At 72.9% G+C, this 26,714-nt stretch carries 27 protein-coding genes; 9 read left to right on the top strand and 18 right to left on the bottom strand.

What is annotated here, in order from left to right; genetic code table 11:
* Positions 1–17: 17 nt before the first annotated feature.
* Genes ACIP82_RS24455 through ACIP82_RS24430 form a run of 6 tightly spaced genes read right to left on the bottom strand, consistent with a single transcriptional unit; the run spans position 18 to position 8,442 of the window.
* Positions 18–1,148 carry an NlpC/P60 family protein gene (locus ACIP82_RS24455; protein WP_400656183.1) on the bottom strand — a complete coding sequence of 377 codons (1,131 nt, stop codon included), beginning with the start codon at positions 1,146–1,148 and terminating at the stop codon, positions 18–20.
* The gene (locus ACIP82_RS24450) at positions 1,145–3,877 is read right to left on the bottom strand and encodes a hypothetical protein (RefSeq protein ID WP_400656181.1); all 2,733 of its coding nucleotides are present in this window, start codon (positions 3,875–3,877) and stop codon (positions 1,145–1,147) included. Before ACIP82_RS24450 ends, ACIP82_RS24455 begins: the two co-directional genes overlap by 4 nt.
* Positions 3,874–6,543: an ATP-binding protein gene (locus ACIP82_RS24445; RefSeq protein WP_400656179.1), complete on the bottom strand. Its 2,670-nt coding sequence runs from the start codon at positions 6,541–6,543 to the stop codon at positions 3,874–3,876. Before ACIP82_RS24445 ends, ACIP82_RS24450 begins: the two co-directional genes overlap by 4 nt.
* Positions 6,540–7,211: a hypothetical protein gene (locus ACIP82_RS24440; RefSeq protein WP_400656177.1), complete on the bottom strand. Its 672-nt coding sequence runs from the start codon at positions 7,209–7,211 to the stop codon at positions 6,540–6,542. The genes ACIP82_RS24445 and ACIP82_RS24440 overlap by 4 nt, the downstream gene beginning before the upstream one ends.
* Entirely contained in the window at positions 7,208–7,534 is a 327-nt protein-coding gene (locus ACIP82_RS24435; protein ID WP_400656174.1) for a hypothetical protein, read from the bottom strand. Before ACIP82_RS24435 ends, ACIP82_RS24440 begins: the two co-directional genes overlap by 4 nt.
* The gene (locus ACIP82_RS24430) at positions 7,534–8,442 is read right to left on the bottom strand and encodes a conjugal transfer protein (RefSeq protein WP_400656172.1); all 909 of its coding nucleotides are present in this window, start codon (positions 8,440–8,442) and stop codon (positions 7,534–7,536) included. The genes ACIP82_RS24435 and ACIP82_RS24430 overlap by 1 nt, the downstream gene beginning before the upstream one ends.
* A 971-nt stretch (positions 8,443–9,413) precedes the next feature.
* Between ACIP82_RS24430 and ACIP82_RS24425 the strand changes: the two genes are divergently transcribed.
* The 4 genes from ACIP82_RS24425 (at position 9,414) to ACIP82_RS24410 (ending at position 12,657) form a co-directional block, all read left to right on the top strand.
* Positions 9,414–9,953: a hypothetical protein gene (locus ACIP82_RS24425; RefSeq protein ID WP_400656169.1), complete on the top strand. Its 540-nt coding sequence runs from the start codon at positions 9,414–9,416 to the stop codon at positions 9,951–9,953.
* Positions 9,954–10,292: 339 nt separating this feature from the next.
* The gene (locus ACIP82_RS24420) at positions 10,293–10,823 is read left to right on the top strand and encodes a hypothetical protein (RefSeq protein ID WP_400656166.1); all 531 of its coding nucleotides are present in this window, start codon (positions 10,293–10,295) and stop codon (positions 10,821–10,823) included.
* A complete protein-coding gene (locus ACIP82_RS24415) occupies positions 10,820–12,169 on the top strand; it encodes a hypothetical protein (RefSeq protein WP_400656164.1) in 1,350 nt (449 codons plus the stop codon). The genes ACIP82_RS24420 and ACIP82_RS24415 overlap by 4 nt, the downstream gene beginning before the upstream one ends.
* A gap of 35 nt (positions 12,170–12,204) precedes the next feature.
* Entirely contained in the window at positions 12,205–12,657 is a 453-nt protein-coding gene (locus tag ACIP82_RS24410; RefSeq protein WP_400656162.1) for a hypothetical protein, read from the top strand.
* Positions 12,658–12,741: 84 nt separating this feature from the next.
* Here ACIP82_RS24410 and ACIP82_RS24405 read toward each other — a convergent pair whose 3' ends face one another.
* Both ACIP82_RS24405 and ACIP82_RS24400 read right to left on the bottom strand, forming a co-directional pair.
* On the bottom strand, positions 12,742–13,089 hold the full coding sequence (locus ACIP82_RS24405) for a DUF397 domain-containing protein (RefSeq protein WP_400656159.1): 348 nt from the start codon (positions 13,087–13,089) through the stop codon (positions 12,742–12,744).
* A gap of 8 nt (positions 13,090–13,097) precedes the next feature.
* Positions 13,098–13,958, bottom strand: coding sequence for a helix-turn-helix domain-containing protein (locus ACIP82_RS24400; RefSeq protein WP_400656157.1), 861 nt, complete (start codon positions 13,956–13,958; stop codon positions 13,098–13,100).
* 214 nt (positions 13,959–14,172) lie between these two features.
* On the opposite strand from ACIP82_RS24400, the gene ACIP82_RS24395 reads away from it, so the two are divergent.
* The 5 genes from ACIP82_RS24395 (at position 14,173) to ACIP82_RS24375 (ending at position 17,687) form a co-directional block, all read left to right on the top strand.
* On the top strand, positions 14,173–14,853 hold the full coding sequence (locus ACIP82_RS24395; RefSeq protein ID WP_400656155.1) for a hypothetical protein: 681 nt from the start codon (positions 14,173–14,175) through the stop codon (positions 14,851–14,853).
* A complete protein-coding gene (locus ACIP82_RS24390; protein ID WP_400656153.1) occupies positions 14,850–15,881 on the top strand; it encodes an ATP-binding protein in 1,032 nt (343 codons plus the stop codon). Before ACIP82_RS24395 ends, ACIP82_RS24390 begins: the two co-directional genes overlap by 4 nt.
* 17 nt (positions 15,882–15,898) lie before the next feature.
* The gene (locus ACIP82_RS24385; RefSeq protein WP_400656150.1) at positions 15,899–16,276 is read left to right on the top strand and encodes a hypothetical protein; all 378 of its coding nucleotides are present in this window, start codon (positions 15,899–15,901) and stop codon (positions 16,274–16,276) included.
* Between the two features lie 157 nt (positions 16,277–16,433).
* A complete protein-coding gene (locus ACIP82_RS24380; protein WP_400656148.1) occupies positions 16,434–16,757 on the top strand; it encodes a hypothetical protein in 324 nt (107 codons plus the stop codon).
* 324 nt (positions 16,758–17,081) lie between these two features.
* A complete protein-coding gene (locus ACIP82_RS24375; protein WP_400656145.1) occupies positions 17,082–17,687 on the top strand; it encodes a hypothetical protein in 606 nt (201 codons plus the stop codon).
* Positions 17,688–17,786: 99 nt separating this feature from the next.
* Here the strand turns inward: ACIP82_RS24375 and ACIP82_RS24370 are convergent, their stop codons facing one another.
* The 10 genes from ACIP82_RS24370 to ACIP82_RS24325 all read right to left on the bottom strand — a co-directional run bounded on the left by ACIP82_RS24370 (position 17,787) and on the right by ACIP82_RS24325 (position 26,536).
* Positions 17,787–18,233 carry a hypothetical protein gene (locus tag ACIP82_RS24370; RefSeq protein ID WP_400656143.1) on the bottom strand — a complete coding sequence of 149 codons (447 nt, stop codon included), beginning with the start codon at positions 18,231–18,233 and terminating at the stop codon, positions 17,787–17,789.
* A gap of 46 nt (positions 18,234–18,279) precedes the next feature.
* Complete coding sequence (locus ACIP82_RS24365; protein ID WP_400656141.1) at positions 18,280–19,179, bottom strand: replication-relaxation family protein; 900 nt, start codon at positions 19,177–19,179, stop codon at positions 18,280–18,282.
* A 224-nt stretch (positions 19,180–19,403) separates the two neighbouring features.
* Positions 19,404–20,141 (bottom strand): hypothetical protein, encoded by a 738-nt coding sequence (locus ACIP82_RS24360; protein WP_400656139.1) that lies wholly within the window; start codon positions 20,139–20,141, stop codon positions 19,404–19,406.
* 182 nt (positions 20,142–20,323) lie between these two features.
* A complete protein-coding gene (locus ACIP82_RS24355; protein ID WP_400656137.1) occupies positions 20,324–20,656 on the bottom strand; it encodes a hypothetical protein in 333 nt (110 codons plus the stop codon).
* A gap of 214 nt (positions 20,657–20,870) precedes the next feature.
* Positions 20,871–21,488: a hypothetical protein gene (locus tag ACIP82_RS24350; protein WP_400656135.1), complete on the bottom strand. Its 618-nt coding sequence runs from the start codon at positions 21,486–21,488 to the stop codon at positions 20,871–20,873.
* A 326-nt stretch (positions 21,489–21,814) separates the two neighbouring features.
* Positions 21,815–22,570 (bottom strand): hypothetical protein, encoded by a 756-nt coding sequence (locus ACIP82_RS24345; protein ID WP_400656133.1) that lies wholly within the window; start codon positions 22,568–22,570, stop codon positions 21,815–21,817.
* A 121-nt stretch (positions 22,571–22,691) separates the two neighbouring features.
* The gene (locus tag ACIP82_RS24340; RefSeq protein WP_400656131.1) at positions 22,692–23,282 is read right to left on the bottom strand and encodes a DUF6248 family natural product biosynthesis protein; all 591 of its coding nucleotides are present in this window, start codon (positions 23,280–23,282) and stop codon (positions 22,692–22,694) included.
* 144 nt (positions 23,283–23,426) lie between these two features.
* Positions 23,427–24,254: a hypothetical protein gene (locus tag ACIP82_RS24335; protein WP_400656129.1), complete on the bottom strand. Its 828-nt coding sequence runs from the start codon at positions 24,252–24,254 to the stop codon at positions 23,427–23,429.
* A gap of 105 nt (positions 24,255–24,359) precedes the next feature.
* Entirely contained in the window at positions 24,360–25,403 is a 1,044-nt protein-coding gene (locus ACIP82_RS24330) for a single-stranded DNA-binding protein (protein ID WP_400656127.1), read from the bottom strand.
* A gap of 254 nt (positions 25,404–25,657) precedes the next feature.
* Positions 25,658–26,536 carry a hypothetical protein gene (locus ACIP82_RS24325; RefSeq protein ID WP_400656125.1) on the bottom strand — a complete coding sequence of 293 codons (879 nt, stop codon included), beginning with the start codon at positions 26,534–26,536 and terminating at the stop codon, positions 25,658–25,660.
* Positions 26,537–26,714 lie beyond the last annotated feature (178 nt).

Below are 26,714 nucleotides of genomic sequence, written 5' to 3'. Positions count from 1 at the left end.
GTAATTCTCTGTTTCCTTCAGGAGAGGACACGGGCCCCGCCCGCGTAGTCGTAAGGCCATACGGCCGCTTCCTTGACGCTGTCTCCCGGCTTCGGCGCGTTGATCATCCGGCCGCCCCCTATATAGAGGCCGACGTGGTAGATGCCGCGGCTGTTGCCGAAGAAGACCATGTCTCCGGGTTGCAGAGCCGAGACGCCGGCCGACGCCGGGATGCGCGTGCCGACGTTCGCCTGGTCGGCGGCCACCCGCGGCAGGTGCACCCCGACCTGCGTGAAGGCGTAGAGCATCAAGCCGCTGCAGTCGAAGCCCACGACCAGCCGGCCGTCCTGCCCGCCCTCGGAGCAGCAGACCCCGGTGCTCTTGCCCTGCTCGTTGCCGCCGCCCCAGGAGTACGGCACCCCGGTCTGGCTGCGCGCGGCGTCGATCACCCGCTGCACCCGCTCGGAGAGGGGGCCTCCGCCACCGGTGGAGGTGCCCAGGCTGGTGAACTGATCCCGCCAGTGCAGCACCTCGTCCACGTAGGCCATCGAGGCGTTGTACTGGTAGATCGCCGCCGTCAGCTGGGAGCGGTCGGTCAGGTCCCGGCCGTTGCCGCACAGGTACAAGGCCGCGGCCATGGCTTCGTCGTCGATGTTGTTGGGGTTGGCGCCGCCGCCCGGGCGAACCTTGTCCGCGTAGCCGGCAAAGGTCGACGGGAGGAACTGGAGCGGCCCCACCGCGGCGTCGTAGGACGAGTTGCCGTCCCACCGCCCGCCGTCGGTGTCCCGGACGGGGGTGGTGTTGCCGCCGGCGCCGCTGCCGTCCAGGACCGGCCCGATGATCGGCGGGCTGATCGTCCCGTCGTCGGCGATGGTGTGCCCGGCGGCCTGGGTGGACTCCACCTGCGCCAGCGCCGCGAGCAGCTGCCAGTCCAGCCCCTTGCAGGAAGGGGAGAGCGTCGGCATCGCCGCCACCGCCCGCACGTAGGCGTCCATCATCCGCTGCGGCACCCCGACCACCGTCCCCACCGGGACGGTGACCGGGTCGGAGCCCTGGTTGGCCTCCATGTCGAGCATCGACAGCCCGCTGACCGCACCGAGCGCGACCACGCCCAGCACGCCCAGGCAACCGATCTTGCGGACCCACTTCGGCCGCCTGATCCGGATCACAGCAGGTCCCCGAAGTCGGGCAGGTCCAGCCCGCCGGGCTCGCTGTCGTCCATGCCGTCCCAGACCATGTCGTCAGCCGCGTTGGACGTCCGGCTGAAGCGCCGCCGGACCTCCGCCGCCGCGTCACCCGCGTCCGGCACCGAAGGGGCCGCCGGAGAGGGGGGTGTCGGAGGAAGGGGCGCCGGTGCGGACAGCACCTCGCCGGTGGACGGGTCGAACACCGTCCCGTCGCCCGTCACCTCGGCGCCGTCGCGGAACGCCTCCGGGCCCAGGGCTGCGGCGATGTCGGCGTCCGATCCGGCACGGAACTCGCTGGCAGGCGCGTCCTCCCACGGGCTCGGCGCGCTCCCCAGGTCGGCCCCGGCCGGCGCAGGCAGGTCGTCGGGACCGAGGGCTTCGCCCGCCCGGACGGTCCGCACGACGCTCGGCCGGTCCGGGTCCGGCAGCCCGCTGTCGCCGGGCACCGCAGTGGTCGCCCGGATCACACCGGCGATCACCCCGTTGCGAGCGGAGGCGACGACGTCCTCCGGGCCGTGGACATCCGACCAGGTCCGGTAGGCGTGGTACGCCGCGTTGTACGGCTCCCGCACCGGAGTACCCATGTCGTGGGCACCGGCCCGCCAGTCGGCGATGTGCTGCGCCGTCTCCCCGCCGTAGTGCCGCAGCTGCTCCTGGGCGGCCGTCGATCCGCTGGCCACCGTGCGCCGGGCCCGCGTCCAGGTCGCCGGCAGGCCGGCGCTCAGGTCGTAGCCCAGCCGTACGGCTTGGCCGCCGCGGATGGCCAGCCGGCCGGCCCGCGTCTCGAGCAGCTTGTTGTGCAGCTGGTGCCCGACCGGGGTGGGCCGCGACGGGTCGTGCAGGATCTCGCCGGTGGCGTGGTCGATCACCAGGTGGCCGCTGCCGTCGTTGACGGGCTTGCGGCGCTTGGCCATCACGTGCTCGGGCAGCGGGTTGCCCACGATGGCGTGGTGCGCCATGTTCAGCGGAAGGGCCAGGTGTGCCATCCCGCGGCGCACCTCGCCGAGCGCGCCGGCTGCCATGCCCGCAGCGTTCATCGGACCGAGCGACGGGTCGGCCAGCGAGGCGAGACCCGAGTGGATCTGGGCGCGGCGCAGCAGCGCGGCGTGGGCCGGGGACTGGGCGCCGAGCATCCCGACGCCGCCGATACCGCCACCGCCTCCGGAGCCACCGCCACCTTGGCCCACACCCATTCCGGACATGGCCTGCGACATGGCCAGGCCCAGCCGGGAGCTCTCGTCGCCGAGGCCGGAGGAGCCGCCGATCTTGGCGTAGCGCATCCGGCGGGCGAACTTCTCGCCAATCTGGCCGGCCGCGGCGAGCAGACGGCGGTGGAACACCAGGATGACGCCGGCCAGGCCGACCATGAGCATCATCCGCTGCACCATGACCGTGCCCTCCTGGGAGGTCAGCACGGCGTCGGTGCTCAGCCCGAACGCGGGCAGCATGACCGAGACCGCGAACTCGGTGGTGACCGAGGCCAGGAAGACCCCGAGCCACTTCCACAACGCCGAGCGGTTGGCACCGGGGAGCATCGCCCACAGCAGCGCGACCGGGGTGATGGTGGCAGCGCCGACGTCCGCGAACTGCGTGCCCAGGTGTACCAGGCACATCGTCAGCACGACCGCAGCGATCAAAAGGGCCGCGACCAGGACCAACAAGGCGCCGAAGACCCGGTCCCAGTCGGAGTTGACGCTGTAGTTGTAGGCCGATTTGCCCTCGTCTCCGTGCTTCTGGAGCTCCTTCTTCAGCTCGTCCCAGCTGCTGGTGGACTTGCACATGGCGTCGCTGCCGGGCAGCCAGGAGATGCAGCCCGGCTGGTCGTCGCCGTTGACGCCCTTGATCTCGCCGTGGATGTACCGCCTGTGGACCTCGGCGAGCTCGGCGACCCTGGGGTTCTTGCTGTTGGGGTCGGCGATGACGCCGTACTGGAGCAGCTGGAATGGCTGGACCACGAGCGTCTTCGTCAAGGTCATCCGGATCGGGCAGCTCGGGTCGTCCTTGTCCTTGTCGCTGGTGCAGCCGGGTTCGACGCCGTTGATGTTCGAGGTCATCTGGGCGGCTTCGCGGGCGGCGGACTGCGTCTGGGCCAGCGGGCCCTCCGGTCCGAGGATCGCCTTCGGCGTGAAGGCCGGCAGCACCACCAGCGCGCTGAGCGTCAGGGTGAGGGCGATCTCTCCGAAGCCCTTCGCGAACTTGCCCCGCATGACCCAGATCAGCCCGATGGCGAACCCGCCCGCGAGGAACAGGGCGTGCAGGTTCAGATCGTTGCCCGCGACCAGGAAGTAGCGGCTTGCGAGCTTGTCGGCGGTTCCGGTGAAGGAGGAGACGATCGGGAACTGGTAGACCCACTTGATCATCACGCACATCAGGCCCACCAGCAGGCGGACCAGCGAGAACAGAGCCCCCATCAGCAGGTTGCACACGTGCGACCGAAAATCGGTCACGCCGCCGTTCTCGCTCTTCAGGTCGTAGTTGTCGAGCGGTGCGCCCTCGGAGGTCATGACGTTGAGCGGCGCCAACAGGCCGCCCGGCTCGGTGTTGTCTGCGGCCGACGCCGCATTCGCGCCGCCCAGGACGAACAGGAACACCATGCCGGCCGTCAGCAGCACGGTCCGGCGGCCCGGCCACATGGCCCGGACCCACTCGCGCACCGCCCGGGCGCACCGGATCGCGGCGGCCACCCGGCGGTTACCCATCAGCTTCTTCATCGGGCACCCGCCCCGGTCCGGACGGCGGTGGGACGCTTGGCCAGGCGGGTACGGCCCCGCTGCGCGGCCGGCGTTCCTCTCGCCTGGTGCTGCGCGGCGGCCGGGCCGGCCGCCGGCCGGTCCGCACCGCCGTCCTTCGTCGGGGTGGTGAAGATCCCGTCGTGGATCCGCTTGACCGGGGGCGCCACGACGCGGATACGGCCGATCTGGCGGGCCGGGTCGCGCAGCAGCATCTCGCCCTCGCGTCCCTTCTGGCCCACCGGCGACAGGCCGGAGGTGACGGTGCGGACGGTCTGCTCGTCCGCGGGGTGGCCCAGGAACTCCAGGCCCTTGCGGGCCAGGACGGGGTCGCTGGTGCGGGCGAGGAACTTGTAGGTGAGCAGGCCGCGCACCGTCTCGTCGCCGAGGTCGTCCGCGTCGTGGCCGCCGAGCAGGACGCCGGCCCAGTGCTTGCGGCCGTCGTGGACGACCTCGCTGACCAGGGCGTGACCCTCATGGCTGGAGGTGAGCCAGTAGCACTCGTCCATCACCAGCGCCGCGAACCGGTCCACCTCGGTGAACGCGGTCTGCCGCGCCACCGCCGCGATCAGGTACAAGACGGCCCGGCCGATCAGCGCCTCCAGCGGCTGCGCCCGCAGGATGTCGGGGTTGGCCAGCGCCTCCTTGGGGGGCAAGGTCAAGCCGGCCGTGGTGAAGACGACCAGGTCCGCGTCCAGGTCACCGGACAGCGACAGCGCGGGCAGGCTCTCGTCGAAGACCAGGCGGGCCAGCGGCGCCTCCGCCACGATCCGCAGCATGTCCAGCACGCCGGCCGCCTCCTGCCCGCGGGGGCTGGTCTCCTCGGCCATCACCGCGAGCTCCTCCAGCACCCGGGCCATCGACGGGCGCGCCGACATCGCCGCCGCCTTCACCGCCCGGTTCAGCACCGACCCGGACATCGACATCGGGCCGACGCCGAGCTGCAGCGTCAGGTAGCTGAACGCCGCGTGCTCGCCGGTACCGGCCGGCAGGACCCGCAGCGGGTCCAGCGACAGCCGGGCCTGGGCCGCGTCGATCACCTGGCACCGGCCCGGGGCGGCGTGGTGGGCGAAGCGCGCCCACTCCCGCAGCGGCGTGCGGTCCACCACGATCGCCCGGTCGCCGCGATCAACAAGCCCGATCGTCAGCAGCTTGAGCAGCACGCTCTTGCCGCTGCCGAGGTCGCCGATCACACCGAGCGAGGCGCTCGCGTTGCGCTGCGGGGCGGACGCCAGGTCCACCAGCACCGGCCGCACCGTCCCGGTGTCCTGGCTGATGCCGATCATCGGACCGGTCTCGTCGCCGATGTCGCCGCCCGTCAGCGCGCCGCCCATCGCCCATCCCTCCGACAGCTGGAACTGCGTGAACTCCTTCAGCCGGCCGACCGGGGCTGCGCCCGGCAGGCCGAACTCGAACAGGCGGGCCTGGCCGCCGCGGGTGCGCACCGCCCGGTAGTTTGCGCCAGCCAGCTGCGAGCGCAGCTCCCGGGCCCGGCGGTCGCACTCGCGCGGATCGCCCGCCCACACCGACAGCGCGGTCACCGACCGCACCTCGCACTCCACCGAGGTGAGCGCGAGCAGGCTCTCCTCCTCGCCCAGCTCCTCCGCGGACCCGAACAGGGAGTCCGGGGCGCCCTCGGGGTGAGAGGAGTACTGCTCGGCCTGGTCGATCAGCTCGCGCTTCTTCTTGCTGATCTGCTGGCGGGCCTTGGCACCCTCGATCACGTCCAGGTCGACCACCGCGTCGACGGGGTAGTCCAGCTGCTCCAGCTGCGCCAGGACGTCGGCGGCGTGCGCGGCCACCGCCTTGGGGATCTCGGCCAGTGCGAGGTGTGCCTGGTAGCCGGTGCCGTCCTCGGTCTCGACCTCGAGCCAGAGCCTTTTGAGCGCGGAGCCGTCGACGGTCCGCCTGAACAGCGAGCGCCACCCGCCGGTCCGCCCGGCACCCCCGGGCCGGCCGCCCTCCTGCAGCCGGACCTGGCCCAGGTCCGCGTAGGAGGGGCTGCGCAGCACGCCGTGCAGCAGGCGGCTGCCGCGCAGGTCGGACTGCTCGGCCTCCAGCAGCAGCGGCGGCTCGGCCATGCCCCGGTAGACGGAGTGCTGGTGAATCCAGACGATCTCCGCCGGCCGGGCCTTGCGGATCGTCAGACCGCCGCCGAGCGACGCCTCGACCTGCTCGGCCTGCGCGAGATAGGACAGGGCCTCCTCGCGGGTCACCGGCGGCGCCTCCTGGCCGACGGCCTCGCCGACCTGGGCGAAGGCCGAGTTCGCGAACGCGGCGAGCTGCGCGCTGCGGTCGGACGGCATCAGCGGGATCGCCAGCCACAGGGTGCGGCGGTGCATCTCCCGGCCGCGGACCATTTCCAACGCGGCGTCGGCGGTCTCCGCCGCACCCTCGTACCGCAGCTCGTCGACGCCGTCCTTGATCCGCAGGGCGATCTCGCCCGGGTCGATCGCGGCGCACAGCGAGTAGATCCGCGCGGTACCCAGCATCGAGCGCACCAGGGAGGTGACCCGGCTGAGGATCTCCTCGCGCTCCAGCGCGCCCGCGTACCGGCTGCCGATCGGGGTGACCCTCCAGAACGCCCAGACGTTGCCGCTGGTCGACCACACCAGGTGGCCGTGGATGTGCCTGATCGCCACCCTCATCGCCTCGTACCTGCCTTCCGTGTCGTGCTGGTCTGCTGGGAGTTGCCCGCGGCCTGCGCGAGCAGAAGTTCAAGAGCCGTCGGTGCCGGTCCGGGCCCGGTCCCCGGCTGAGCCGTGCTGGCCGGCCGGGGGCCGGGCCTGGCCGCCGCGTTCCTCGGCCTGGGCCGGGTGGCCGCCGCAGCGGGTGCGGGCCTGGAGCGCGGGGCGGGGCGGGCGGCCGGCTTCTTGGCCGCCGATTCCGCAGCGACGGGAGCCGGTGCGGGCTCGGCCCGGTCGGCGGGCTCGGCCTCCTCGATGCCGAAGCCGCCGTGGAGCCACTGCTCCGGCAGGGGCCTGACCGCCCGTCCGCCGATCCGCCCGGACTTCGGGGCGACGGCCAGGGCGAGGGCGTCGAGCAGGGCGGGGCCGGGGGAGCGGCCACCGATCCGGGGGTGCCGCGCGGCCCAGATCGCCACCGCCCACACGATCACCGGGACCGGGCCCAGCGTCGGGGCCCACCAGGCGGCGGTCTTGATCAAGGTGAAGGAGCCGACCGCGGCGATCCCCAGCTGCATGGGCGTGTAGGGGCCCATCGGCAGCCGGAAGTCACCCAACCTCCCCAGAACCCAGGGGTGGCGGCGGGCGCGGGTATAGCTCCGGCCGACCTTGGGCCGCGCGGCGGTGCTCACAGCTGCCCCGTGAAGACCCTCGGCAGTGCCGGGGCACCCTGGACGTCGATCGGGGTGCTCTGCTGGGTGCCCGGGTCCTTGAACTCAGAGCCGAACATCGAGCTGAGCTGGTAGCGGCCGGAGAAGATCGCCCAGCAGATGACCAGGCCAATGACCGCGCCGATGCCCGCCTTGATGCTCATCTTGCGGACCACCTGGACCAGGCAGATCAGCACGAGGGCGATCATCAGGCCCTTGGCCGTCCAGTCCAGGAGCGTCGTCACCCAGCTGTCGCCCATGTTCTTGAAGGCGCCGGCCAGCATCACGTTGTTGGTAGGACCCATCACCGCACCCCCGTGGCGGAAGCCGGCGCCGACGGCGACGGAGAAGAAGAGGAAGAGGAAGAAGAAGGAGAGGAGGAGGCGCCGGCCGGAGCGACGGCGGCCACCTCCCAGCGGCCGGCACGCGCCTTCAGCCGCAGCGGGTAGGTCAGCGGCCACTGCCCGGTGCTGTCGGTCGCGCGCACCTGGGCCTGGACCTCCAGCACCGCGCCGTCCGCTGGGGAGGGCGGCACCGGGGTGCGGGCGGCGAGCCCCTGAAGCTCGACCTTCGAGTAGACCGCCCCGGCGGCCGGAATCCGCACGCCCGGCGTCACGTAGCGGGCGCTCTCCCCGACACCGGTCAGGTAGGCGGCGAGGTACTCGGCCACGGCCTGCTGCAGCGGTCCGCTCCCGACCTGGGTGCCGTACGGCTCCGTGTCCGCTCCGGACAGCGCGGCCGGACCGGCGACCTGAGCCGGCGCGGACGTCACCGCCAGCGCGTCGGGTGAGCCGCCGCTCGCCGGGCCCCGCGTCATCGACACCGGCACTGCGAAGTACCGCACGACCAGCGGGCCGGCCGACTGCGTAACCCCCGCGGGGGACTGCGTATCGGCGGGTGCGGGACGCTGCGCAGTGCCCGCAAGGGTGGCCGCGACGGTCACCAGCCAGGTGTGCCCGCCCATGGGTGAGCTCCGCACCGCGACCACCCGCTGGACCGAAAGACGGGAGCCGTCTGCGGGGGCGGGGAGGTCGACGCCTGGCGCCATGGCCCGCAGCGAGTCGCTGCCGGAGGCCGACTGCGCGTCGCCCCGCAGCCACAGGTCGATGAACAGTTCGGCGTACCCGGTCGGCGCCGGGATGACGTTGACGGGGGGTGCGGAAGCCGCAGCGACGGGCTGCGCCAGCGCCTGCGGGATGGCGATGGCAGCCACGAGAGCGAGCGGGCTGCACGCCATGGACGCCCACATTGCGTAACCGGCCACCCGGGTACGGCGCTGGCGGCTCCGCAGGCGCTCCCTCGACGGAGCGAGCTGCTCGCCCCGTGGTTCCGGGGCGCTGCGGCGCGAGGGGGACAAGGACATCGGGGCCTCTCAGACGATCGACGAGTGCTGTCGATCGGAGGAAACCCCCCGGCTCTAACCGGTTTTCTGTCCAAGATCCGCTGGATTCGTAACGGATGGACAACGAGTGCTGGTTAGTTTGAAAGACGGCTCTGACCTGCAATGGAAAGGTTCGCTCCCCGAGCGGGCCGGGCGCGGAGGGCAAACTAACCGGCCCACCGGCGCCGCCGGGGCGAAACTAACCGGCCCCCGGCGGCCACCGGGGGCGAAACTAACCGGGCCCGCGCGGTTCTAACCGGCCCCGCCCGCCGAAACTAACCAGCCGCCGAGGCCGGGAGCGGCAAACTAACCAGCTTCCCGCACGGCCGAAGCCAATCACTCTCCGCAACAATCGACGGGCGGGGCCGACCCTCACGGACAGCGGGCAGCGACCCCGGCCAGGCACTGCGAAGCCGCACGCAGTCCGCCGCGAGGCAACCCGGCCGCCGCCCCGATCCGGTCGCGCCCCGGCCCGCCACGGAGCCCACGGACACGTCGCGCACCCCCGCCCGCAGGGCACCCCGCGCACCCCGATCAGCTCCGCACCGCACCCGGACGCCCCACCGGAGTGCCCACTGCGCAAGCCGACGCAGTGGGCGAAGACTGCGGAGCCCGACCGGGCCGCGCGGCCTGTTCGACTGCGTGTGCGGACGCACTCCGCACCGCACCTCCTGCACTCCGCACCCGCCGGGGGCGCACCGTCCGCACCACACCCCCGCACCCGGGTGGACCGCGGGACGCCGCCGAGCGGCTCCGGCTGCCCGGCCCGACACCGCACCCGGCCGCGATCGTTGGACCGCTGCATGGACACCATCGGCTCGACACCGCTGACCGACACCACCGTGCCGGACTTGATCCGGCTGTGGCTGGACCCCGACTCCACCGACCGGCCCTTCAGCGCCACCACCCGACTGCTCCGCGAAACGGAGCACCACGGCGTCGGCACCGTCTGCGCGGTCGCCGAAGCAGGCGGACGGCTGTGGCACAGGCAGCGCGGACCGAAGGTCCGGGCGCAGCGGCTGCTGGAGGTGACGGCCTGGCGGCGCGACCTCGGCTTCCCCGAACTGGTGACGCCGGCCGCAGACGCTCTCCAAGCCTGGGCCCAGGCCGCGGCCGACCGCCAGCTCCCGCAGGACGCCGACGCCGCCGTCCGCGACGCCCACGCCCGGGCCCGGCGGATCGACCCGGCCTTCGGGCCGGCCGTGGTGGTTTCGCTGGCCGCGGTGACCGCCGGCCAGCTGCTCGGCCAGCACGTCCTCGGGCAGGACGTCACTACCCGGGAACTGCTCGACCACCTGCGTGCCGCCCCTGCCCGCAGCCACGCGGAGTCCTCTGCCTGGTGAGATCCGCCCCGAGCCCCGGCAGCTGCCCGCCAGACTGCCGCGCTCAGCGCCGCCCGGCGACGGCGGTGCCGTTCCCGGGAGCTCGGGACCGCCTGCCCCGGCCAGCCGCTGACCGCAGCAGTCCAACTTCGCTGACCCGAAAAGCCGCCGGTCCGACTTCGGTGGCAACCGGCCCGGGCCCGCTGCCACACGGCGCTTTCGATCAGCCGGTTAGTTTCACCGCGTTCTAACCGGCGGCCGTTGCGCGACCGTTATCCCCCCGGTGGATCTTGGACAGAAAACCGGTTAGAGCTGCGGGGTTTCCTCACTCGACGATCACCGCCGACCGAGGAGTCCCGGATGCACCACCTGTCCGCCCCGAACACCTGCCGGCGCCCGGACCGCAGGGAGGGCCGCCGCTCGTTCACCGAGTTCCTCCGCGCCCTCCTGCCCGGAGCCAAGGGGACGGCCACCACCGGTTCCGCACCCGCCACAGCGCTCGCGCCGACACCGCAGCGACCCCCCACCGCACCGCCGACGCCGGCCGAGGTGACCGCCGCCCGGACCTCGATCGCCGCCGCGGTGGAGCAGCACCGCCTGGTCGACGCGATCCGACTGGCAACGGCCCACGTCGACGGCATGGCAGCCCGCTTCGGCACGGCCCACGCCCACACCATCGAGGCCCTCGAGGTCCTCGCCCACCTCAACGTCCTGACCGGCGACGAGCACCGCGCCCTCGTCTTCTACGTCCACGCCGCCGACCGCCGCGCCCGCTGCACCTCGCTGCCTGCGGCCGACCCCGTGCCCGGCCTGGTCGCCCGCGCCCGCACCGCGCTCCAAGCCCCGGTCGGCCGCCCCCGCCGCCAGCACGCCGCGACGGCCGCCCGATGAGCCTCAACCCCGAGGTGCGCCGCGGCGGGGGCCTGCCCTTCGGCATGGTGGCCTCCGTCTGGGTCTGCGATCCGCGGTACTCCACGAACGCGCGCGCCCTCTACTGCATCCTCGTCACCTACGCGGACACCCAGGCCCGCAACACCGCTATGGGCCACCCCTACCGGCGCGAGCTCGCCCGGCAGCTCGGCGTCAGCCTCGCCACCCTCGACCGCACCCTGGACGAGATGGAGGTGGCCGGCATGGTCACCGTGGAAGAACGCCTGGACCCCCGCAACCCCGGGCACCACGACGCGAACATCTACCACCTGCACGACGGCGGCGTGATGTGGCAGGGCACCACGACCTGGGTCGACCCGCTGCCCCCGGGCGTGAAGGCCGCCGACGTCGCGAAGGCCCGGCTCGCGGAGCGCCGGAAGGCCAAGCGTGAGGCCGGCATCCAGCGCACCGGAGGCGTCCCCAAGGGCGTCAACACCAGGGCGAAGAAGCGCGCCGAAGCCGAGGGGGGTGGCAGCACCGGTGCTGCCACCCCTGGCAGCGTGGGTGCTGCCACCCTGGCAGCACCCACGCTGCTCAATGTCTATAACCCCCTCCACAACCCTTCTCCAGACGCCTTCCGGACGCCCGAAGGGCAGGTGACGGGTGGCTTCGCACGCGCGGGCACGCGCGCGAGCTCAGCGCCCCAAGTCGAAGCGGCGCCGAGCGGCGCAGCCGCGAACGGACAGAAGAAGTCCCCGAAGCCCCGTACGACCCGCACCACCGCGCCCCGCCCGGTCCCGGGCGAGCAGGACGCCTACCACCTCCTCGACTCCCTCGGCCTGTGGGAGCGCGGGCGGACACCGAAGATGATCCGCGACCGGGTCCGCGACCTGCTGAAGACCGGCCGCGCCCTCCCGCACATCCAGGCCCGCGTCAACGCCGGCTGGTTCCGCGCCCAGGGCCCCGAGCGGACCCGGCTCCCCGAGGGCGACCCCTACCGGATCAAGCGGCCCGTCGCCTACCTGGCCACCGTCCTGGAGATGGGTCACGACTGCCGGCTCCCCGACTGCGAACGCGGAACCCTCCTCACCACCGGCCAGGAGTGCAACGCCTGCAACTTCGCCCGCGCCGAGCGGGAGGCCGACCGCGCCGCCGCCAAGCTCGCCACCGACACGGCCGACCTCGACGCCGCCGCCGAGCAGCACCCCACCACCCAACAGCCCGCCGACCCCGGCGTCCCGGAGCAGCACGTGGCCACCTGGCGCTGCGCCGTCTCCAGCTGCGCCCGCCCCGGCACCGGGCCGGTACCCGACATCCCGCTCTGCGACGACTGCCGCGAGTCGGTCCAGCAGGCCGTTCGGCACTGACGACCGAACTCACCCTCACGAACAGGGAGACCCCCATGCTCTGCACCACCGGCCTGCCGACAGCCGACCTGCTGTGCCTGCTGGCCCTGTCCGCCGTCGCCGCCACCGCGGTGGCCCTGGGCACCATCAGGAAGTGCCGTACCGCGCCCCGGCACGCAGCGCCGAAACCGGCGCAGCCGCGCCGGCCGGGCACGGCCGCTCCACCGCCCCGGCCGTCGTACCCGCCGGTTCCGCCCCGGTGGTACCGGATCGAGTACGAGGCCGGTCGTCGCGCGCTGGCCGAGGGGCGGATCGACGCCGCCGCCCAGCGGGCCGCCACGCTGGTCGAGGACAGCACCGCGGCCTTCGGGCCGGAGCACCCCTACACCCGGTGGGCTTGGGACATCAGGGCGGCGGTGGTCCGGGCTGCGGTGGCGCGGCTCCGGTCCGGCCCGAGCGCCGCAGCGCACGGTTGGAACCGCGCTGCGGAACTGGGCGTCCGTGGCTGACCGGGACCTACCGCTCTGGCAACGGAGGGCGAAGACGGCGATGGCCCGGAACGCGGAAAGCGTTCCGGGCCATCGCCGTCTCCTTCACGCGGCGAGGTCGAACTCCCGGCATCGGACTCCGGACATGAAGCAGCGGAACTCGTGGTCGGTGAAGGTGTGCACCTGGGCGGTCGGTGTCGCGCTGTCCGAGACGACCACTGCGCCGAGGACGAACGTCAGCCGGATCCGGTGGCCGGTGAACACCCCGGTCCGGAGCTGTTCGAGCCAGCTCGCCCACACATCCGCCGGGTAGACCTGCGCGGGCAGCGACAGGTCCTTGCTGTCACGCAGGCCGACGTAGCCGTCCTGGTGGGCCACCTCGAAGCAACCCTGAGCGCTTTCTGAGGCGCGGGCCTTGAACCAGTGGGCATTGGTGAAGTCTGGGTTGGTCATTTCGCTGCTCACATCTCTTGCCTGACGGAACGGAGGAACTCGACCGACTCGGCGGGATCGAGCGCCGCGCCGCACAGCCGGCCGAACAGCTGGGTGAACCGACGGACGTCCTGGGGCTTGTGCAGGTAGAGGTTGCCGCCGGTGGTGTCGCAGTAGACGACCTCTCCCTCATTCGGATCGGGGAAGCCCATGAGGGTGAAGCCGCCGCTGGGGCTGCCGTGGCTGCCCTTGGCGAAGGGGAGGACCTGCAGCGTCACGTTGGGAACGTGCTCCGCGCAGTGGACCAGGTGGTCGAGCTGCTCACGCATTGCCTCGACTCCGCCGGCCGGTCGGCGCAGCGCCGCCTCGTCCAGCACCACCTGCAGCTCGACCGGGTCAGGCTCGCGAATGAGGACCTGCTGTCGCGCGAGGTGGGCCTCGACCAGGTGGTCGATCTCGTCCTGGCCGGAGGTCGGGAGCCCGGCACGCAGGATGCCGGCGAGGGACTGCCTGGTCCGCAGCAGGCTGTGCACCGTGCTCAGGGCGAAGACCCGCAGGGTGCTGGATACCTCCTCGAGTCCGAGGTAGGTCTCCAGGTCGGGCGGGAACGCTGCTTCGTGCGCGGTCCACAGCCCGCCTTCCGGTGCCGACCGTGCAAGCGCGAGCAGCGAGGCCCGGACCTCCTCCGACACCTCGTAGGCGTCAAGCAGACCCTTCAGCTCGATCAGCTGGACGTCGCGCTTGCCGGTCTCGATCCGGCTCATCGTGCTGTCGGAGCGCTGGATGGCCCTTCCGGCCTGCTCGATCGTCAGTCCTGAAGTTTCACGCAAGTCCTTGAGCATCCGGCCGATCTTGCGCCGGTGCTGCACCGGCCCGCTGGGCACCGCCACCTTCACCCCTCCCCTCTGTCGACGAGCCAATCTTGCCGCACCGGATGTGCCACGGGTAATCGCTGCGCCCACCGCGGGCCTCCTCGTTCGAACAAGGTCGTGAAGTTTCACAGAGAAGTTGCAGGGAGAAGTTTCTAGGGTCATTCTAGAGTCACGGAGCCATAGCGGTCGGTGATCGTCTTCCTCGGCCGAAATGCAGACGAGGGGTGCCGCCATGTCCAGCAGCACGCAGAACACCACCGCCCGCACCAGCAGCCCGACGGACCAGCCCGGCCCACCGCGCATACGCACCGCCCCGGACCACGGAGCCGTCTGGCTCGACCGATCGACCGGGACACCGGACAGCCTGCTTGCCACCTGGCGCAGCCGCCCCCACGAACTCGCACAGGCAACCGTCTGCGACGCCAGCTGGGACGCCATCCGGACCGACCCCGGCCTCGGCCTGCGGGCCTTGGCCGAACTGGGCGCCACCATCACCCCGGGCCCGGTGCTCGCCTACGACCTGAGCGTCGTCTTCCTCGTCCCCACCCTCACCGCACCCTGGCACGCGCTGTTCGCCGACCCCTCCAAGGGCACCGGCAACCCCTGGGACTGGGGAGCCCGCCTCACCGCCCACCTCGGCTCCTGCGCCACCGACACCCTGCTCCTCCCGGAACCCGGCCTGCTGCGCCGCCGCCGACCCCACTGGCTGGTCGAGCCGGACGGCAGCGGCAACCTCACCTACGCCGGCGAACTGGCTTCCGCCCTCCACAGCGCGTACGAAGCCGTCCTCGCCCCCGAAGCGAACCGACCGCTCCGCTCCGAGCAGCCCGCCGAGCGGTGGCCCGCGCGCCCCCTGACCAACTTCGCTGCCTTCCTCGGACGACGGCAGCCGCACCACGCGGAGGCATCGTGACCACGCCGATCCCCACCAACCCGTCCTCCACCGACAACGGGTGGGCCTACTTCCCCGCGGAGTTCACCGACCAGACGGTGCCGCTCCTGCGCACCGACATCGGCTCCCGCTGCGGGCGCTCCCTGCGCAGCAGGTTCGGTCCCGCAGCGGACGAGAAGACCCTCGCCGGGCTGCTGGAGGACTTCGAGGTCATCGCCTCCGAGCTGCTCACCAACGCGCTCCGGCACGCGGTGGCCAAGGGGTTCGGACCGGTCGAGGTGGTCGTCGCCCTGGAGTCGGACGACCTCCTGCTCCTCGTTCACGACGGCAGCGGGCAGGGTCCGCTCCTCGACACCACCGACCCGGGCCAGCACGCGGGCGGGCTGGGGCTGCACCTGGTCAGGTCGCTGACCGGCGACCGCTGGGGCTGGAGCCCCACGTCCTGCGGCAAGCTCGTCTGGGTGCGGTTCTCCTGCAGCGCCCTCGCGGCCGACGGCGCCCAGCACCACGGCGACGCCGCACCGCGCCCGGCCTCCCTGGCGCCCGCGCACGACGGGGCGCACTGGCTGGCCCAGGCCCTGCCGGAGGGCGAGCGCGACCGGCCCTTCACGCAGTGGGGCAGCGGCGCCCTGGCCGGCATCCCCCTCGGCGCGGCCTTCCGGGCCGTCGTCGTGCCTGCCGGGCACGCCCAGCGCGCCATCAGCCACTTGACCGTCGCCGGGGTGCCCCTCGGCCCGGCCCTCCTCCACAACCCCGTCGACGCCCCGCCGACCGTGACCTTCCTGGTCCCCGTCGGCAGCCGGGACATCGTCTATGCCGACCTGTCCTTCGCGCCGGACGGCACCTGCCTGCCCTGCCCCCGGCCTGGAGCGGACGACGGCGAGCACCGCTGGATCGTCGCCCCCGACGGCAGCGGAGAACTGACCGATCCGCAGGTACTGCACCAGGCGCTCGCGGCCACCAACGGGCCGGCCTGCCACCTGCCACACCCGACCCGCCAGCTGACCGGCCTCGACCTCGCTCTCGACAGCGAGGCCACCGCGTCCTGACCAGCCAAGGAGTTCCCATGAGAGTTCCACCCCGACCGGATCGGATACCCGCACTCCGGCACCCCGCCCGACGGCCGACGGAACCCCAGCGCGCTGCGCCCGCCGTCCGCCCCCTGGGCGACGGGATCGAACAGCTCGACACCACGCGCTTCCGTCTCTCGGACGGAACCGTCCTCGCCCAGCCGACCGCGAAGATGAGCAACGACCTGCACCGCGGCGACTGGGTGCTGGTCGACAAATGGCCGTACCAGATCTCCGAGCTCCGGGTGCGCCCGGGCGGCGGCAAGCACGTCCACCTGCTCCACGCCGCCAGGCCCGTGAGCCTGGAGCGCAACGACAGCCTGCCGGTCCTGCTGGTCCTCGGGCGCCCCGATGCCGCACCCGGCAGACCGTGATGTCCGTGTTCCCGTACGCCCGCCGGCCCGCCGTCCGATCGGTGGCCCACCGAACCGAGGACCTTGAGCGATGACTCCGCCCGTCGTTGAACCGGCGCAGCTGCAGCCCGTGCGGCCCGCAGCACTTCCGCTTCGCCGCAGGGGAAGCCAGCCGCTGGTGGCGGTCTACGCTCGCGCCCTGCGCCCGGTCGCGCCGCAGAGCGCGTTCACCCGGTGCCGCAGGGAGGCGGACACCCGGGGGTGGACCGTCTCCTCTCTTCTCTACGACACCGAGCGGAGCCTGCGGTACTGGCGACACCTGATGGAGCGGCTGCGCACCGGGCGATGCGACGGCATCGTCGCCGACAGGCTGGACCCGCGGTTCTTCGACGCCGCGGAGATCCGGACGGCCGCCGACCTGGTGGAGCGAACCGACACGTTCCTCGTCGTCCTGGACGGCGGTCCCGGCGGGCGGAGCGCCTTCGGCTCCCCACCGGTGTAGACGGACCGGAGCGCCGGGGCCCGAACGGGCCCCGGCGCTCCGCTATCCGGCAATCCGGTCCCTTCTCGCCTTGTCGCGCTCCGCAGAGGACGCCGGCAGGCATCGCCGACCGCTCCCTGATCTGCCGACCTCCGGCCGCGAACCCGCCGAGGGAACCCGCCGGCTCTTCGTAGACTCCCGATCATGGCCAGCCCCAGGCAGATCCCACCCCCGCCGCGCCTCACGCCCCGCTGGCGTGACCTACCCCGTCTTGCCGCCGTCTGCGCCCACGCCTACGCACCGCCCCGCTTTCCGCGCGGCCCGATTCGCAGTGCCCTCGCGCCCGTGTGGCTGATCCACCTCGGCGTCCAGCACACCGCAGGCAGCGTGCTCGCCGTCGGGCCGTCCACCCTGGCCGTCCTTCGCCCCCGACACCTCGGCCTGCGTATCCGCAGCGCCCTTGTCGGGGCGCTTGGCGTGCTGGTGATCCTGCCCGCCGTGATCGTGCCGACCGCCGTCGCCGCCACAGTCCTCGGCAGCGCCATCGCCGGCCCCACCGGCGCGCGCGCCGTCGCTTACATCGTCCTCGGCGCCGAGATGGCCGCCCTCGCCTGGCAGCTCGCGCACCTCCTCAAGCGGGCCGGAAACGGTGTCGAGCTCCGCCGCGAACTCGCGATCCTGCGCCGCACCGGCGCGTGGGGGGAGATCGGCGGCCTCGCCGGCGGCCGGGACGGACAGGCCACCCGCGACCTGGTCCGCCGAACCCTCGAATGGGCCGACGAGCAGGGCCTCGGCCTCGTCGCCGTCGCCGCCAACGAACGACTCAGCCGCGCCTACGCCCTCGGCGGATTCCACCCCGCCCGCCCCGGCTCGCCCGTGCTGCTGCGCCCGGCCGCCTTCTCCGCCGCAGGCCTGGCGGATCCGCTCACGTCAGGGCGGCCAGTGAGCTGAGCCGGGCGAGCACCAGGAGCAACAGCGCCTCGCCCGCCGGGCGGCGGGACAACCGCGTTCAGACCCCGGACCGTCGGAGCCGGCGACCGTGTTGTCCGGTCAGGCAGTGCGGGCGGCGGTGGGGATGGCGGCGAAGGCGCCCGCCAGGATCTGCTGCCAGGCATCGTGGTCGGCTGGCCCCCCGGTGGCGGCCCACCGGGTGCGCAGGTCGTGGAAGACCTCCTGAAGGGCGCGGACGTCCCGGTACACCTCCGGCGGGCACGCCTGCGCCCGGCCGTCGGAGTCCACGCCGGCGAGGGCCACCGGGCCGTAGAGCCAGTAGGCCGAGGCGAGGTCCCTGCCCAGCCAGGCGCTCGCCAGCGCGGTCGCCATCACGTTGCGCTCGCCCCCGCCGCTGTCGCGGGCCCACATCCGGGCCTGGCGGTGGTAGGTCGCCTCGTTGACGGGCCCTCCGAGCAGGGAGCGGATCTTGGCGAGGTAGCCCTCCGGGCCGAGCGGGAGCTCCTCGCTGACGGTCATGGACGGGGAGATGACCAGTACGGTCATGGTGTTCAGCCTTCCGGTCGTGTTGTCTGTGCGTGGGTCCGGGGGTTCACAGGTCCATCCAGCTGCGGGGACCGCCGTCCGGGTTGACGAGTGGGGTCCACACGGGTGCGGAGGCGCCCTGCTTCTCGATGTCCTCCAGCAGGGCTGCCCCGGCCTTGACGGACTGCAGCATCCGGGCGACGAGCGGGTTGTCCGCGGCCACCAGCTGCAGGTCGCGTTCCCGCTGGCGCAGCGCCGCCTTCCCCGACCCGGTCAGGACGAACAGCAGCCGGGGGAAGCGCAGGTAGTGGTGCTGCCAGGACGGCAGCGCGTCCAGGGCGTGGGAGGTGCCGCGGTGGTGGCCCGGCACGGGAGTCAGCGCGTGGAACCGGGCGTACGCCATCAGCTTGCTCGCCAGGCGCTCGGAGACCATCGTGGCGCGGTCGACCTCGACGAACGCCCGGTGCAGGGTCCGACCCGGACCGCTGGTCGCGTACTGCATCAGGGCGTCGGCCGTCAGACTCTCGGCGCTCCGCTCGGCGATGCGGTGATTGATCTCGGGCAGCCAGTCCAGCGGCCCGTACTCGTCTCCGCGGGCACGGGCGTCCTCGAGGAAGGCGACGTGGGCGCGGAGGACGTCCAAGGTGTGGCCGGTGCGCATCCGTGCCGCGAAGGGGTCGGCGGGTGCCGGCGGGCAGGTCCGGCCCTGAACCTCGGGGAGCACCTCGGTGGTCGAGCGGCCCTGGTCGGTGAGGTACCAAACCAGGTTCCGGCCCGGTCCCGGCATGTCGACGCGGCCCACCAGGCCGCGGCCGTACAGGTCGGCCAGGCGCCGGCGGACCCACTGGATACTGACGTTCGGGGAGATCAGCACGTGCAGCTGGTGGGTCGTGGCCATGCGGTGCTGGAACAGCGCGCACAGCGCGAGTCGGGAGAAGTCGGCGGTGGTGGCGGGAGCAGTGGTCACGGGGACTCCACGGAGACGGTGGCTGAGCGGTCGTCCGAGGAAACCCCGCCGTTCTAACCGGATTTCTGTCCACCGCAGGCCGTAGCCGGTAACGCTTCGGACACGTCCGCCGGTTAGAACGGCAGAACACCGGTCGCGCTGGGCCGACAACCGGTCGGTTCACCGCGGCGGGAGGCGGCCGGTTGTTGCACGGCACGAGACCGGGCCGGCGCCGAGCTCGACTGCTACTTGTTCTTCGTCGTCGGGCTTGGCGCCGCCGGGCCGAGGTTGGCCCGGGCCTCGTTCAGGATGCGCAGCGCCTGGCGCTCGGTGATGTTCTGCGTCGACGCGATCGCCTTGACCATCTCGGCCTGGGACAGGTCGGGCAGCTCCTGCAGCAGGCCCTTCGCCGCGGCCAGGCGGGCGATCGCCGTCGGCCGAGGGCCGCGCGGCGCCTTGTCCTTGGAACCCTCGGGCCGGCCGGCGTTCGGGCTCTCGCCGCGGCCCAGCCTCGCCTTGTCCCAGTCGAGGACGGTCTTGCGGTGCCAGTACCGCGAGCCGTTGATCTCCAGAGCTGACTTCGGACCGCTGGTCTCGCGAGCGTCCTCGTCCCGCGAGACGTAGGTGGTCCAGGCGCGCTGGGAGAGTTCGGAGCCGGCTTCGTGCAGGGCCTCCCACGCCTCGACGACGTCGAGGAGGTCCTCGTCCTGGTACTCCTGGGGCTTGGGGTGCTGCGGGTCGGCCACCGGGAGGACCGGGATGTCCTGCTGGTCGAAGGGGAGCTCGAGCTGGGCGGCCAGGGCGAGCAACTGCTCCTCGTCCCAGAGCCGGACGATGCGCTGGGCGCCGGCGCGGTGGAACGGCTTGATGGTCGCGGGGAAGAGCTTCTCCCAGAGCCGCTGGTTCTGGAAGTAGTTGAAGCTCTTCCCGAAAATCTCCGCGGCGCGTTCCACGGTGGCGGGCTTGCGGCCGGCGGGGATCATCGCGTTCTCCTTCTCGTCTTCTCGTGCAGGTCGTGGTGGTTGGAGGCTCTTCGTCCCTTCGGACATCAAGAACTGTAGCAGCCATAACTCATATGGCCTAGGCGGTCACCGGCGGTGATCTTGGGCCGAGGGCCGGCCCGCGGGCGCCGCCTTCACGGCGGTGGGCCCGTGAGCTGGGAGGACTACCGGGTCGGCCGCCCGTTGCCGCGGCGGCGAACCTCGAGAAATTCGTACCCCTCCGAGGAGTCGCGCACCGCCAGGCCGGCGCCGACGAGGGCGTCGGCCATGCCGGCCAGCACGTCCATCTGGTGCTCGGCGGCCCGGCAGGCGAGCAGCACCATGCCGAAGACCCCGCCCCCGATCGGGTCGTGCCCCTCGGTGCTGTAGTCGCCAGCGTCCGCCCAACCGTCGATCGGGCTGCGCCGTCCGCCGGCGGTGGCCGGCGTCCAGCCGCGCGCCGCCAGCACGCGGTCGACGTCGGCCTCGGTGAGGCCGGCTGTCGTGTTCGTGCTCATCTCGTCCTTCTCTCTCTGCCTTCGCCCGGGCCTGCCGCCGGTGCGGCAGCGGGTGCCCGGTTGGAAACGGGAAGTGCTGTGACCTGCGATGGAAAGGTCCATCGCAGGCTGGCCAGGTGTACTGCACGGCGAACTAACCGGCCGTCGCGTTGACCAGCCGGCTCCCCGGAACCCGCCGCGCTCTGGGGCGCGGCGGAGCCGGTGCCGCCTCGGATCAGCGTGGGACCGCGGCCTCGAAGACGCCGGTCCCGTCCAGCTCTCCCGTGACCGCCAGGCCGGCGCGCCGGAGCGAGCGGGCGAGGGCGCTGGGCTCGGAGTCGCCCCAGTGGGGTGCCGGGACGACCACCACCTCCGTCTCGGCCCCGGTGGTGGCCACCCGGAACCCGGAGCGCAGCAGCAGCTCCCCGAGGAACAGCGCGGGGCGGTGCCCGGCGTCGGCCAGGACCTCCACCGCTCGACGCACCGCCGAGCTGCCCGCGGCCTCCGGCAGGTGGCCGACCAGGACCCGGGCCCGGTCGTCCCCTTGGTCGAGCGGGTCCAGGACGACGATCCGGTCGGGGGCGGTCAGCGCCGCGTAGCCGTGCCGCAGCAAGATCTCCTGCACCCGCTCCTGCTCGGAGTCGGCGATGGCGGCGCCGCCGGGGGAGCGGAGCGCGAGCGGTCCGACCTCCGCGGTCCGTCCCGCAGGCAGCGGGGCGACGTCCAGGTGGCCGTAGTCGGTGTAGCGCAGGACCTCGCCGACGGCCAGGACGCTCGGCGTCCGGACCGCGACCTCGACGTCGGTGGGCAGGCGCCGGTAGCGGCTTCCTGCATCCAGGTCTCGGGTGATCATCGTGCTCTCCTCGGTGCTGCAGCGGGATGTTCGGGTCGAGCCGCCGTACCTGCCAAGTAGGCGACATGAAAAACGGTAGCATAACTAATCATCAATTCGGGTGGTGATTACCGGCCGGCCCCAAGTGTCCAGTCTCGGCGGAGGTGAACCAGTCCCGCTCAACCCGGGCCATCTGCCCCCGGTGGCCCCGGTTGACTGAGACGCTGCAGGTCAACGGCGTGCACCTTCGGGCTGATCGGCCCGAACCTGTTCAGGTTGAGCGAGACGGAGGTCCGTCGCCTGTCTCACTCAACCTGAACCACCGCAGGTCAGGGCCTCGCCGTGGTTCACCTCGGCTGAGACCGGACACCAAGGAACTCCACCGGCCCGTGCACGGCGAAGTGCACTCCGGCCGGGGCGAACTCCACCACCAGCAGACTCCCCGGCGCTGGCCGACGCGCCTCGGAGGCCGCGGCCAGCCACCCCGCCGCCGTCGCGGCCTCGAAGCCCTCGTCCTCGTCCTCCAGGTCCAGCGGCAGGATGCGGCTGCTCCCGTCGACGGCGACGACCAGGGCGCCATCCGGCAGCCAGCACCGTCCCCCCTCGTCCTCGCCGGCCCGGAACTCCGCCCGCGCCGGGGCTGGCCACCCCCGCGCCGCGCACACCGCGCGCAGGTCCTCGCCGAGTTCCGCGACGGCCCGCCTCTCCAGCTCCCGCGCCACCTGGTCGTGCAGATCACGCAGCTGCGCCCAGGTGGCGGAGGCCAGAGTGCCAGCGGCGGCGCCAGGACCGGTGGGTCGGTCCGGTCGGTGCCGGAGCCGGCACCACCAGGACGGGCCGCCGGAGCGCGGCCCGCTGCGCTCGATCCTGGCCTCCTCGGGCAGGGCGACCGTCAGATGGGCGAGCCGGCCGTGCCGGTCGAGGAGGGACTGGTCGGCGTCCTCGGTGACGATGCCGACGAACACCCCGCCGGCGGGGTCGATGTGGAGTCCCACGCTGACGCCCACTGCGGTGAGGACGTCGACGCCCTCCGCGGTGCCGGGGTCGGCGCGGCTGAAGACGGCGGTGGGGCGCGGGCGCAGCCCGGGGGCGGTGACGGTCATGGCGGTCTCTTTCTGCGAAGTCGGGGTTCCAGGGCCGGACCGGTCGGTCCGGCGGGTGTGCACCGCGCCCGGCCCGGAGGCCGTGCGCGGTTGGGAAAGGTCGATCGGGAGTCCGCCGCCGTCAGAACAGGGCGGCTTGCGCCTCGTCGGCCGGCGCGGCGGGGCGTCTGCCTCGGCGGCCACCGGCGGCAGGTGCGCCGTCTGGCCGGTTCTCAAGTCGGGCCGGCGCGGACGGGTCGTCCGTCTCGGCGGCGGCGGGGGTGCTCTTGGGGCAGGGGCAGCGGCACCACCACTGGCACCGTGCGCCGTCGGGCCGGACGATGAGCTTGGCGACGGCCCGGCTGCGGGCGTTCTCGACCCAGTCGGTGTTGTCGTCGACGTCCGGGCCGCCCCGCTGCCGGTGGATGCACAGATCGCACCGGTTGTTCAGGCAGTTCCAGCAGGTCCCCCGCTGGCAGTGGGTCCACCGTCGGTAGCCGAAGGGGTACTTCGCCTCGATGGTCTGGTAGCGCCGGGGCCAGACGTGCTCGCGCACCCAGGCGCCCTCGGCCTCGCCCATCGGCGAGGGGCTGGGCACGGGGTCGACGATGCCCATGATCAGGGCCGCGATCAGGTTGGACAGGCGGGTGCTCCGTACGGCCGCCTCCTCCTCGGTGGTGAGGGTGCGCTGGGGCCGGCCTGCGGCGGGGTGGTCGGGTTGCTCCGCGTTCATGGTCGGGTTGCTCCGGGGTAGAGGCGAGCGGTTGGTGAGACCCCCGGGGCGCAGCGTCCGCCAGGGGTCGTGGGCCGCGGGCCGGCGGCGACGGGGGCCGCAGGCCGGGGCGCGTTGTCCGCGCCCCGGCCTGCGGGTGAAGGGTCAGCTGAGCAGCGGCAGGAGCAGCAGGGCCAGGTCGAGGTCGACCTCGATGGTGAGGATCGCCAGGGCCTGCTCGTCGGGCGGTCCGTCGGTCACCTGGACGCCGACGGTGACCCGCCCCTGGCCGGGCCCGTACAGCACGTCGAGCGGGCCCGTGCTGAAGCTGTCCGGGTCGTGCCAGAGCACGGGGTGGCGGTCCATCAGCCACGTCGCCGCGAACCGGGCGGCGGCCGTCAGCCCCTTCGGCTCCGCAGGCGGCAGGGCGGCGCCCAGCACCGCGCTCAGCGCGGGCAGGGACAGGCGGGTGGCCTCGATCTGCACCCGCTCCGGTTCGTCGATCCGGATTCGGACGGTGCGCCCGGAAATCCTGAAGCAGAGGAAGTGCCAGCGGTCGACGCGGGAGTGGGCCTGCCCGACCGCGCCCGGCGGGATGTGCCGGGTGAGGGTGTGGAGGGCCTGCAGCTCCTGCTGCTCGCGCATCCCGCTGTTCAGGGGAGCGGGGCGCAGCGGGCCGAGCTGGTCGCGGGCGACGGCCAGAGCGAGCGTTCGGGCGTCGGCCCACCGGCGCTCCACCACGGTGGCCGCAACCAGCGGGCCTCCGTGCTCGCGCTGCGCCCGCACGGAGACGCCGTGCGCGGTGTCCGTGAACGCCACGGTGAGTACCCCGTCGGTGACGCGCACGGTGTCGGTCCACGGGGGGAGGGATTCGGTGGTGGTGCAGAACCGGCGGGGAGCGGCGGTGTGCCAGGGGTCGTTGCGGTCCGGCAGGAGGGCGGCGGCCTGCTCGGCCAGGGCGTGCAGTTCACCGGTGGGGAGTGCGGTGGACATGGGCGTCCCTTCGGGGTCGGCCGCCGGGGGCGCCGACGGCCAGGTTCGGGTTGATGACGCCCAGTGCCAACCGGGCGACATGAAAAATAATAGCAGCATCAGCCACTATTGGGAAGCGGGAGAAGGCGCCTCGGCCATCAGGTCCAGCCCGATCGACTCCACGTCCAGCGACACCGCCGTCCGCGCCCCGCCCGCGTACCGGTGGTAGCGCCGACGGCCCCGGACCACCACCGGCGACCCCTGGCGCAGCGCCGAACCCAGCCGCAGGGCGGCCGGACCCCGCACGCTGCACACCAACAGCTCCGGGAGTACCGGAGCCCCCCGCACGGCCCCGGGCCGCTCGGCGCGCAGCTGGAACCGGGCCACCGGCTCGCCGTCGTCACCCCGGCGCAGGTCCACGTCCAGCCCCAGCACCCCGGTGAGCACCTCCACCGGGGACTCCGCCGGGAACCCGTCCTCGAACTCGACCTCCCCGGCCCCGGCCTGCATCGCCTTCCGCGCCTTCGCCGCGCCGCTGCTCTGGGTGTCCCGCCGCACCTGGTCGAGCGCCTCCTTGCAGCGCGCCGCGATAGAGCCGGCCAGCTCGGCGACCTGGTGCAGCCCCTCCCGGGCGTCCGCCGTGACGCCCTTCCGGCGGCCGACGGCCATCAGCCGCCCGTACTCCCCCTCCAGCTCGGTGCACGCCGTCGCGAGAACGCCCCCGGCACGCCGGTAGCGGTTGACCCGATTGAACGAGCAGCGCGCCGCCCGACCGGTCTCGCCCTCCGACACCAGTACCGACACCTCCGGCCAGCCCGCCTCGTCCCGAGGGCCGATCGTCACGTCCAGGTCGCAGGTCACCCGCCCGTCGTGCAGGCCCCGCCCGGAGTGCCGGTACACCGTGGCCGGGAGCGGTCCCGTCTCGGCGAGGAAGGCGTACAGGCCCGCGGCCGACGCCTCCTCCGTTCCCGCCCGCAGCTGCGCCAGGTAGAGCGCGAGCGTGCCGAGCAGCCACGGGGCGGTTCCGTACGGCGCGGCGGGCAGGCACAGCGCGAGGTGCTGCTCCACGCCCTGGCGGCCCGTGACGGTGGCCCGGACGGTGGCCAGCGCGGGGCTGAACCGGCTCAGCCGAACCGGGGCGGGCGGCAGTTGGGTGGCGGTCTCGGGCATGACGGTCTCCGGGGGTGCGGGGTGCGGGTTGACGCACCTCCGGGGCCAGCCGGGGGTGCGGGGTCTCCATGAGGGCTGCGCCCTTGAAGACATGGTCAATTATAGCAGAGATAATCACTGTCCGGGGGTGGAACGGCACCCGGTGATCGACCTCGGCGGACTGGGGGCCGCGGCAACCGCACGGCTACCGGAGCGGGTGAACGCTCTCAAGGGCACCTTCGCTGCTGGCTGACCGGCCAGCTCACCCCGGCTGGTCAGCTGGTCAGCCGATGGCGGATCGCTTCCCGCTCGGCGGCTTCGCGAACGAGCGCCCGCTGATGGATCTCGGGATCGCGGTGGGCCTCGATGGCCGTGCGCACGATGCCGGCCAGGACATCGGGCGGCAGGGCTTCGGCCTGGGTGGTGGCGGTGCCGGTGAACGAGCGCCGGTCGGTGGCCTTGGGCGGGGCGGTCGGCAGGTGGTGGGTGGCGATCTGCTCGGGGGTGACCGCGACCCGGTCGAACTCGACCTCGGCGCCCTCGGCCTGGGCGAACGCGATCACGTCCTCCGCGAGCGAGCTGAATAGATGCTCACCACTCGGGTCGTAGTCACCGACGTGGAGAATGACGGTTTTGACGGGCCCAGCGGCGGCCCGCATCGTGGCGTCGTGCTTGCCGACCAGGCCGTCGAACCCGCCTCCGGAGAAACAGGCGATGCCGAACTCGGCTCCGATCCTTGAAAGTTGGGGGGCCATGCCCGCCGTCTCCGACCACAGCTCAAGCCGAACGGGCTGCCCGGCCTGGCGGTCGACCCGGTAGTCATCAACCGCCACCTCCACGGCGGTGAAGAACTCCCCGGGGCCGGCGAAGGAAGGTGGAGCTTCGATGGCGACCTGGGTGTCGTCGCGGATTGCGTCCCACGGGATGCGGCCGGAGCGGCGGGCCATGCCGACGTACTCGCACATCCGCTTGTAGTCGCGCTCGGTCTTGGCCATCACTCCGTCGCTGACGAGCACGTACCAGAGCTGCCGCAGCGAGACGGGCAGGTGTTCGCGGTAGCGGTCGAGGACGCCGCCGACCGCGGCCAGCACGCGGAGGGTCTCGCGCTTGGGCCGCCAGTGGGGCTGCGGTCCGCGGGGGCGCTTGTCCGGCACGGGCTCTCACCTCCCTTGCCTCAAGAGTCCGCCATGGCGTCCTTTCTCGGCAAGGGCCTCTGAGAGGTGGCCTGACCTGCTCTTTCAGTAGGTCGCGCCCGGGAACTGCGCCGCCAGCGTTACGGCCACCGTCCGCGCTGCGCCAGCCGCCGCACAGCGCTCCCCGCACAACTCCTCG

Origin of the sequence: Kitasatospora sp. NPDC088548, from assembly GCF_044753005.1 — a bacterium.
Taxonomy (GTDB): Bacteria; Actinomycetota; Actinomycetes; order Streptomycetales; family Streptomycetaceae; genus Kitasatospora.
Note: the sequence above shows the minus strand (reverse complement) of the source record. Positions and strands in the feature narration are given on the sequence as shown.

Excerpts from the sequence above, each read along its gene's own strand:
- ACIP82_RS24450 (WP_400656181.1), bottom strand. The coding sequence starts at position 3,877 with ATGAAGAAGCTGATGGGTAACCGCCGGGTGGCCGCCGCGATCCGGTGC.
- ACIP82_RS24445 (WP_400656179.1), bottom strand. The coding sequence starts at position 6,543 with ATGAGGGTGGCGATCAGGCACATCCACGGCCACCTGGTGTGGTCGACC.
- ACIP82_RS24435 (WP_400656174.1), bottom strand. The coding sequence starts at position 7,534 with ATGGGTCCTACCAACAACGTGATGCTGGCCGGCGCCTTCAAGAACATG.
- ACIP82_RS24425 (WP_400656169.1), top strand. The coding sequence starts at position 9,414 with ATGGACACCATCGGCTCGACACCGCTGACCGACACCACCGTGCCGGAC.
- ACIP82_RS24420 (WP_400656166.1), top strand. The coding sequence starts at position 10,293 with ATGCACCACCTGTCCGCCCCGAACACCTGCCGGCGCCCGGACCGCAGG.
- ACIP82_RS24415 (WP_400656164.1), top strand. The coding sequence starts at position 10,820 with ATGAGCCTCAACCCCGAGGTGCGCCGCGGCGGGGGCCTGCCCTTCGGC.
- ACIP82_RS24410 (WP_400656162.1), top strand. The coding sequence starts at position 12,205 with ATGCTCTGCACCACCGGCCTGCCGACAGCCGACCTGCTGTGCCTGCTG.
- ACIP82_RS24405 (WP_400656159.1), bottom strand. The coding sequence starts at position 13,089 with ATGACCAACCCAGACTTCACCAATGCCCACTGGTTCAAGGCCCGCGCC.
- ACIP82_RS24395 (WP_400656155.1), top strand. The coding sequence starts at position 14,173 with ATGTCCAGCAGCACGCAGAACACCACCGCCCGCACCAGCAGCCCGACG.
- ACIP82_RS24385 (WP_400656150.1), top strand. The coding sequence starts at position 15,899 with ATGAGAGTTCCACCCCGACCGGATCGGATACCCGCACTCCGGCACCCC.
- ACIP82_RS24370 (WP_400656143.1), bottom strand. The coding sequence starts at position 18,233 with ATGACCGTACTGGTCATCTCCCCGTCCATGACCGTCAGCGAGGAGCTC.
- ACIP82_RS24360 (WP_400656139.1), bottom strand. The coding sequence starts at position 20,141 with ATGATCCCCGCCGGCCGCAAGCCCGCCACCGTGGAACGCGCCGCGGAG.
- ACIP82_RS24355 (WP_400656137.1), bottom strand. The coding sequence starts at position 20,656 with ATGAGCACGAACACGACAGCCGGCCTCACCGAGGCCGACGTCGACCGC.
- ACIP82_RS24350 (WP_400656135.1), bottom strand. The coding sequence starts at position 21,488 with ATGATCACCCGAGACCTGGATGCAGGAAGCCGCTACCGGCGCCTGCCC.
- ACIP82_RS24345 (WP_400656133.1), bottom strand. The coding sequence starts at position 22,570 with ATGACCGTCACCGCCCCCGGGCTGCGCCCGCGCCCCACCGCCGTCTTC.
- ACIP82_RS24340 (WP_400656131.1), bottom strand. The coding sequence starts at position 23,282 with ATGAACGCGGAGCAACCCGACCACCCCGCCGCAGGCCGGCCCCAGCGC.
- ACIP82_RS24335 (WP_400656129.1), bottom strand. The coding sequence starts at position 24,254 with ATGTCCACCGCACTCCCCACCGGTGAACTGCACGCCCTGGCCGAGCAG.
- ACIP82_RS24330 (WP_400656127.1), bottom strand. The coding sequence starts at position 25,403 with ATGCCCGAGACCGCCACCCAACTGCCGCCCGCCCCGGTTCGGCTGAGC.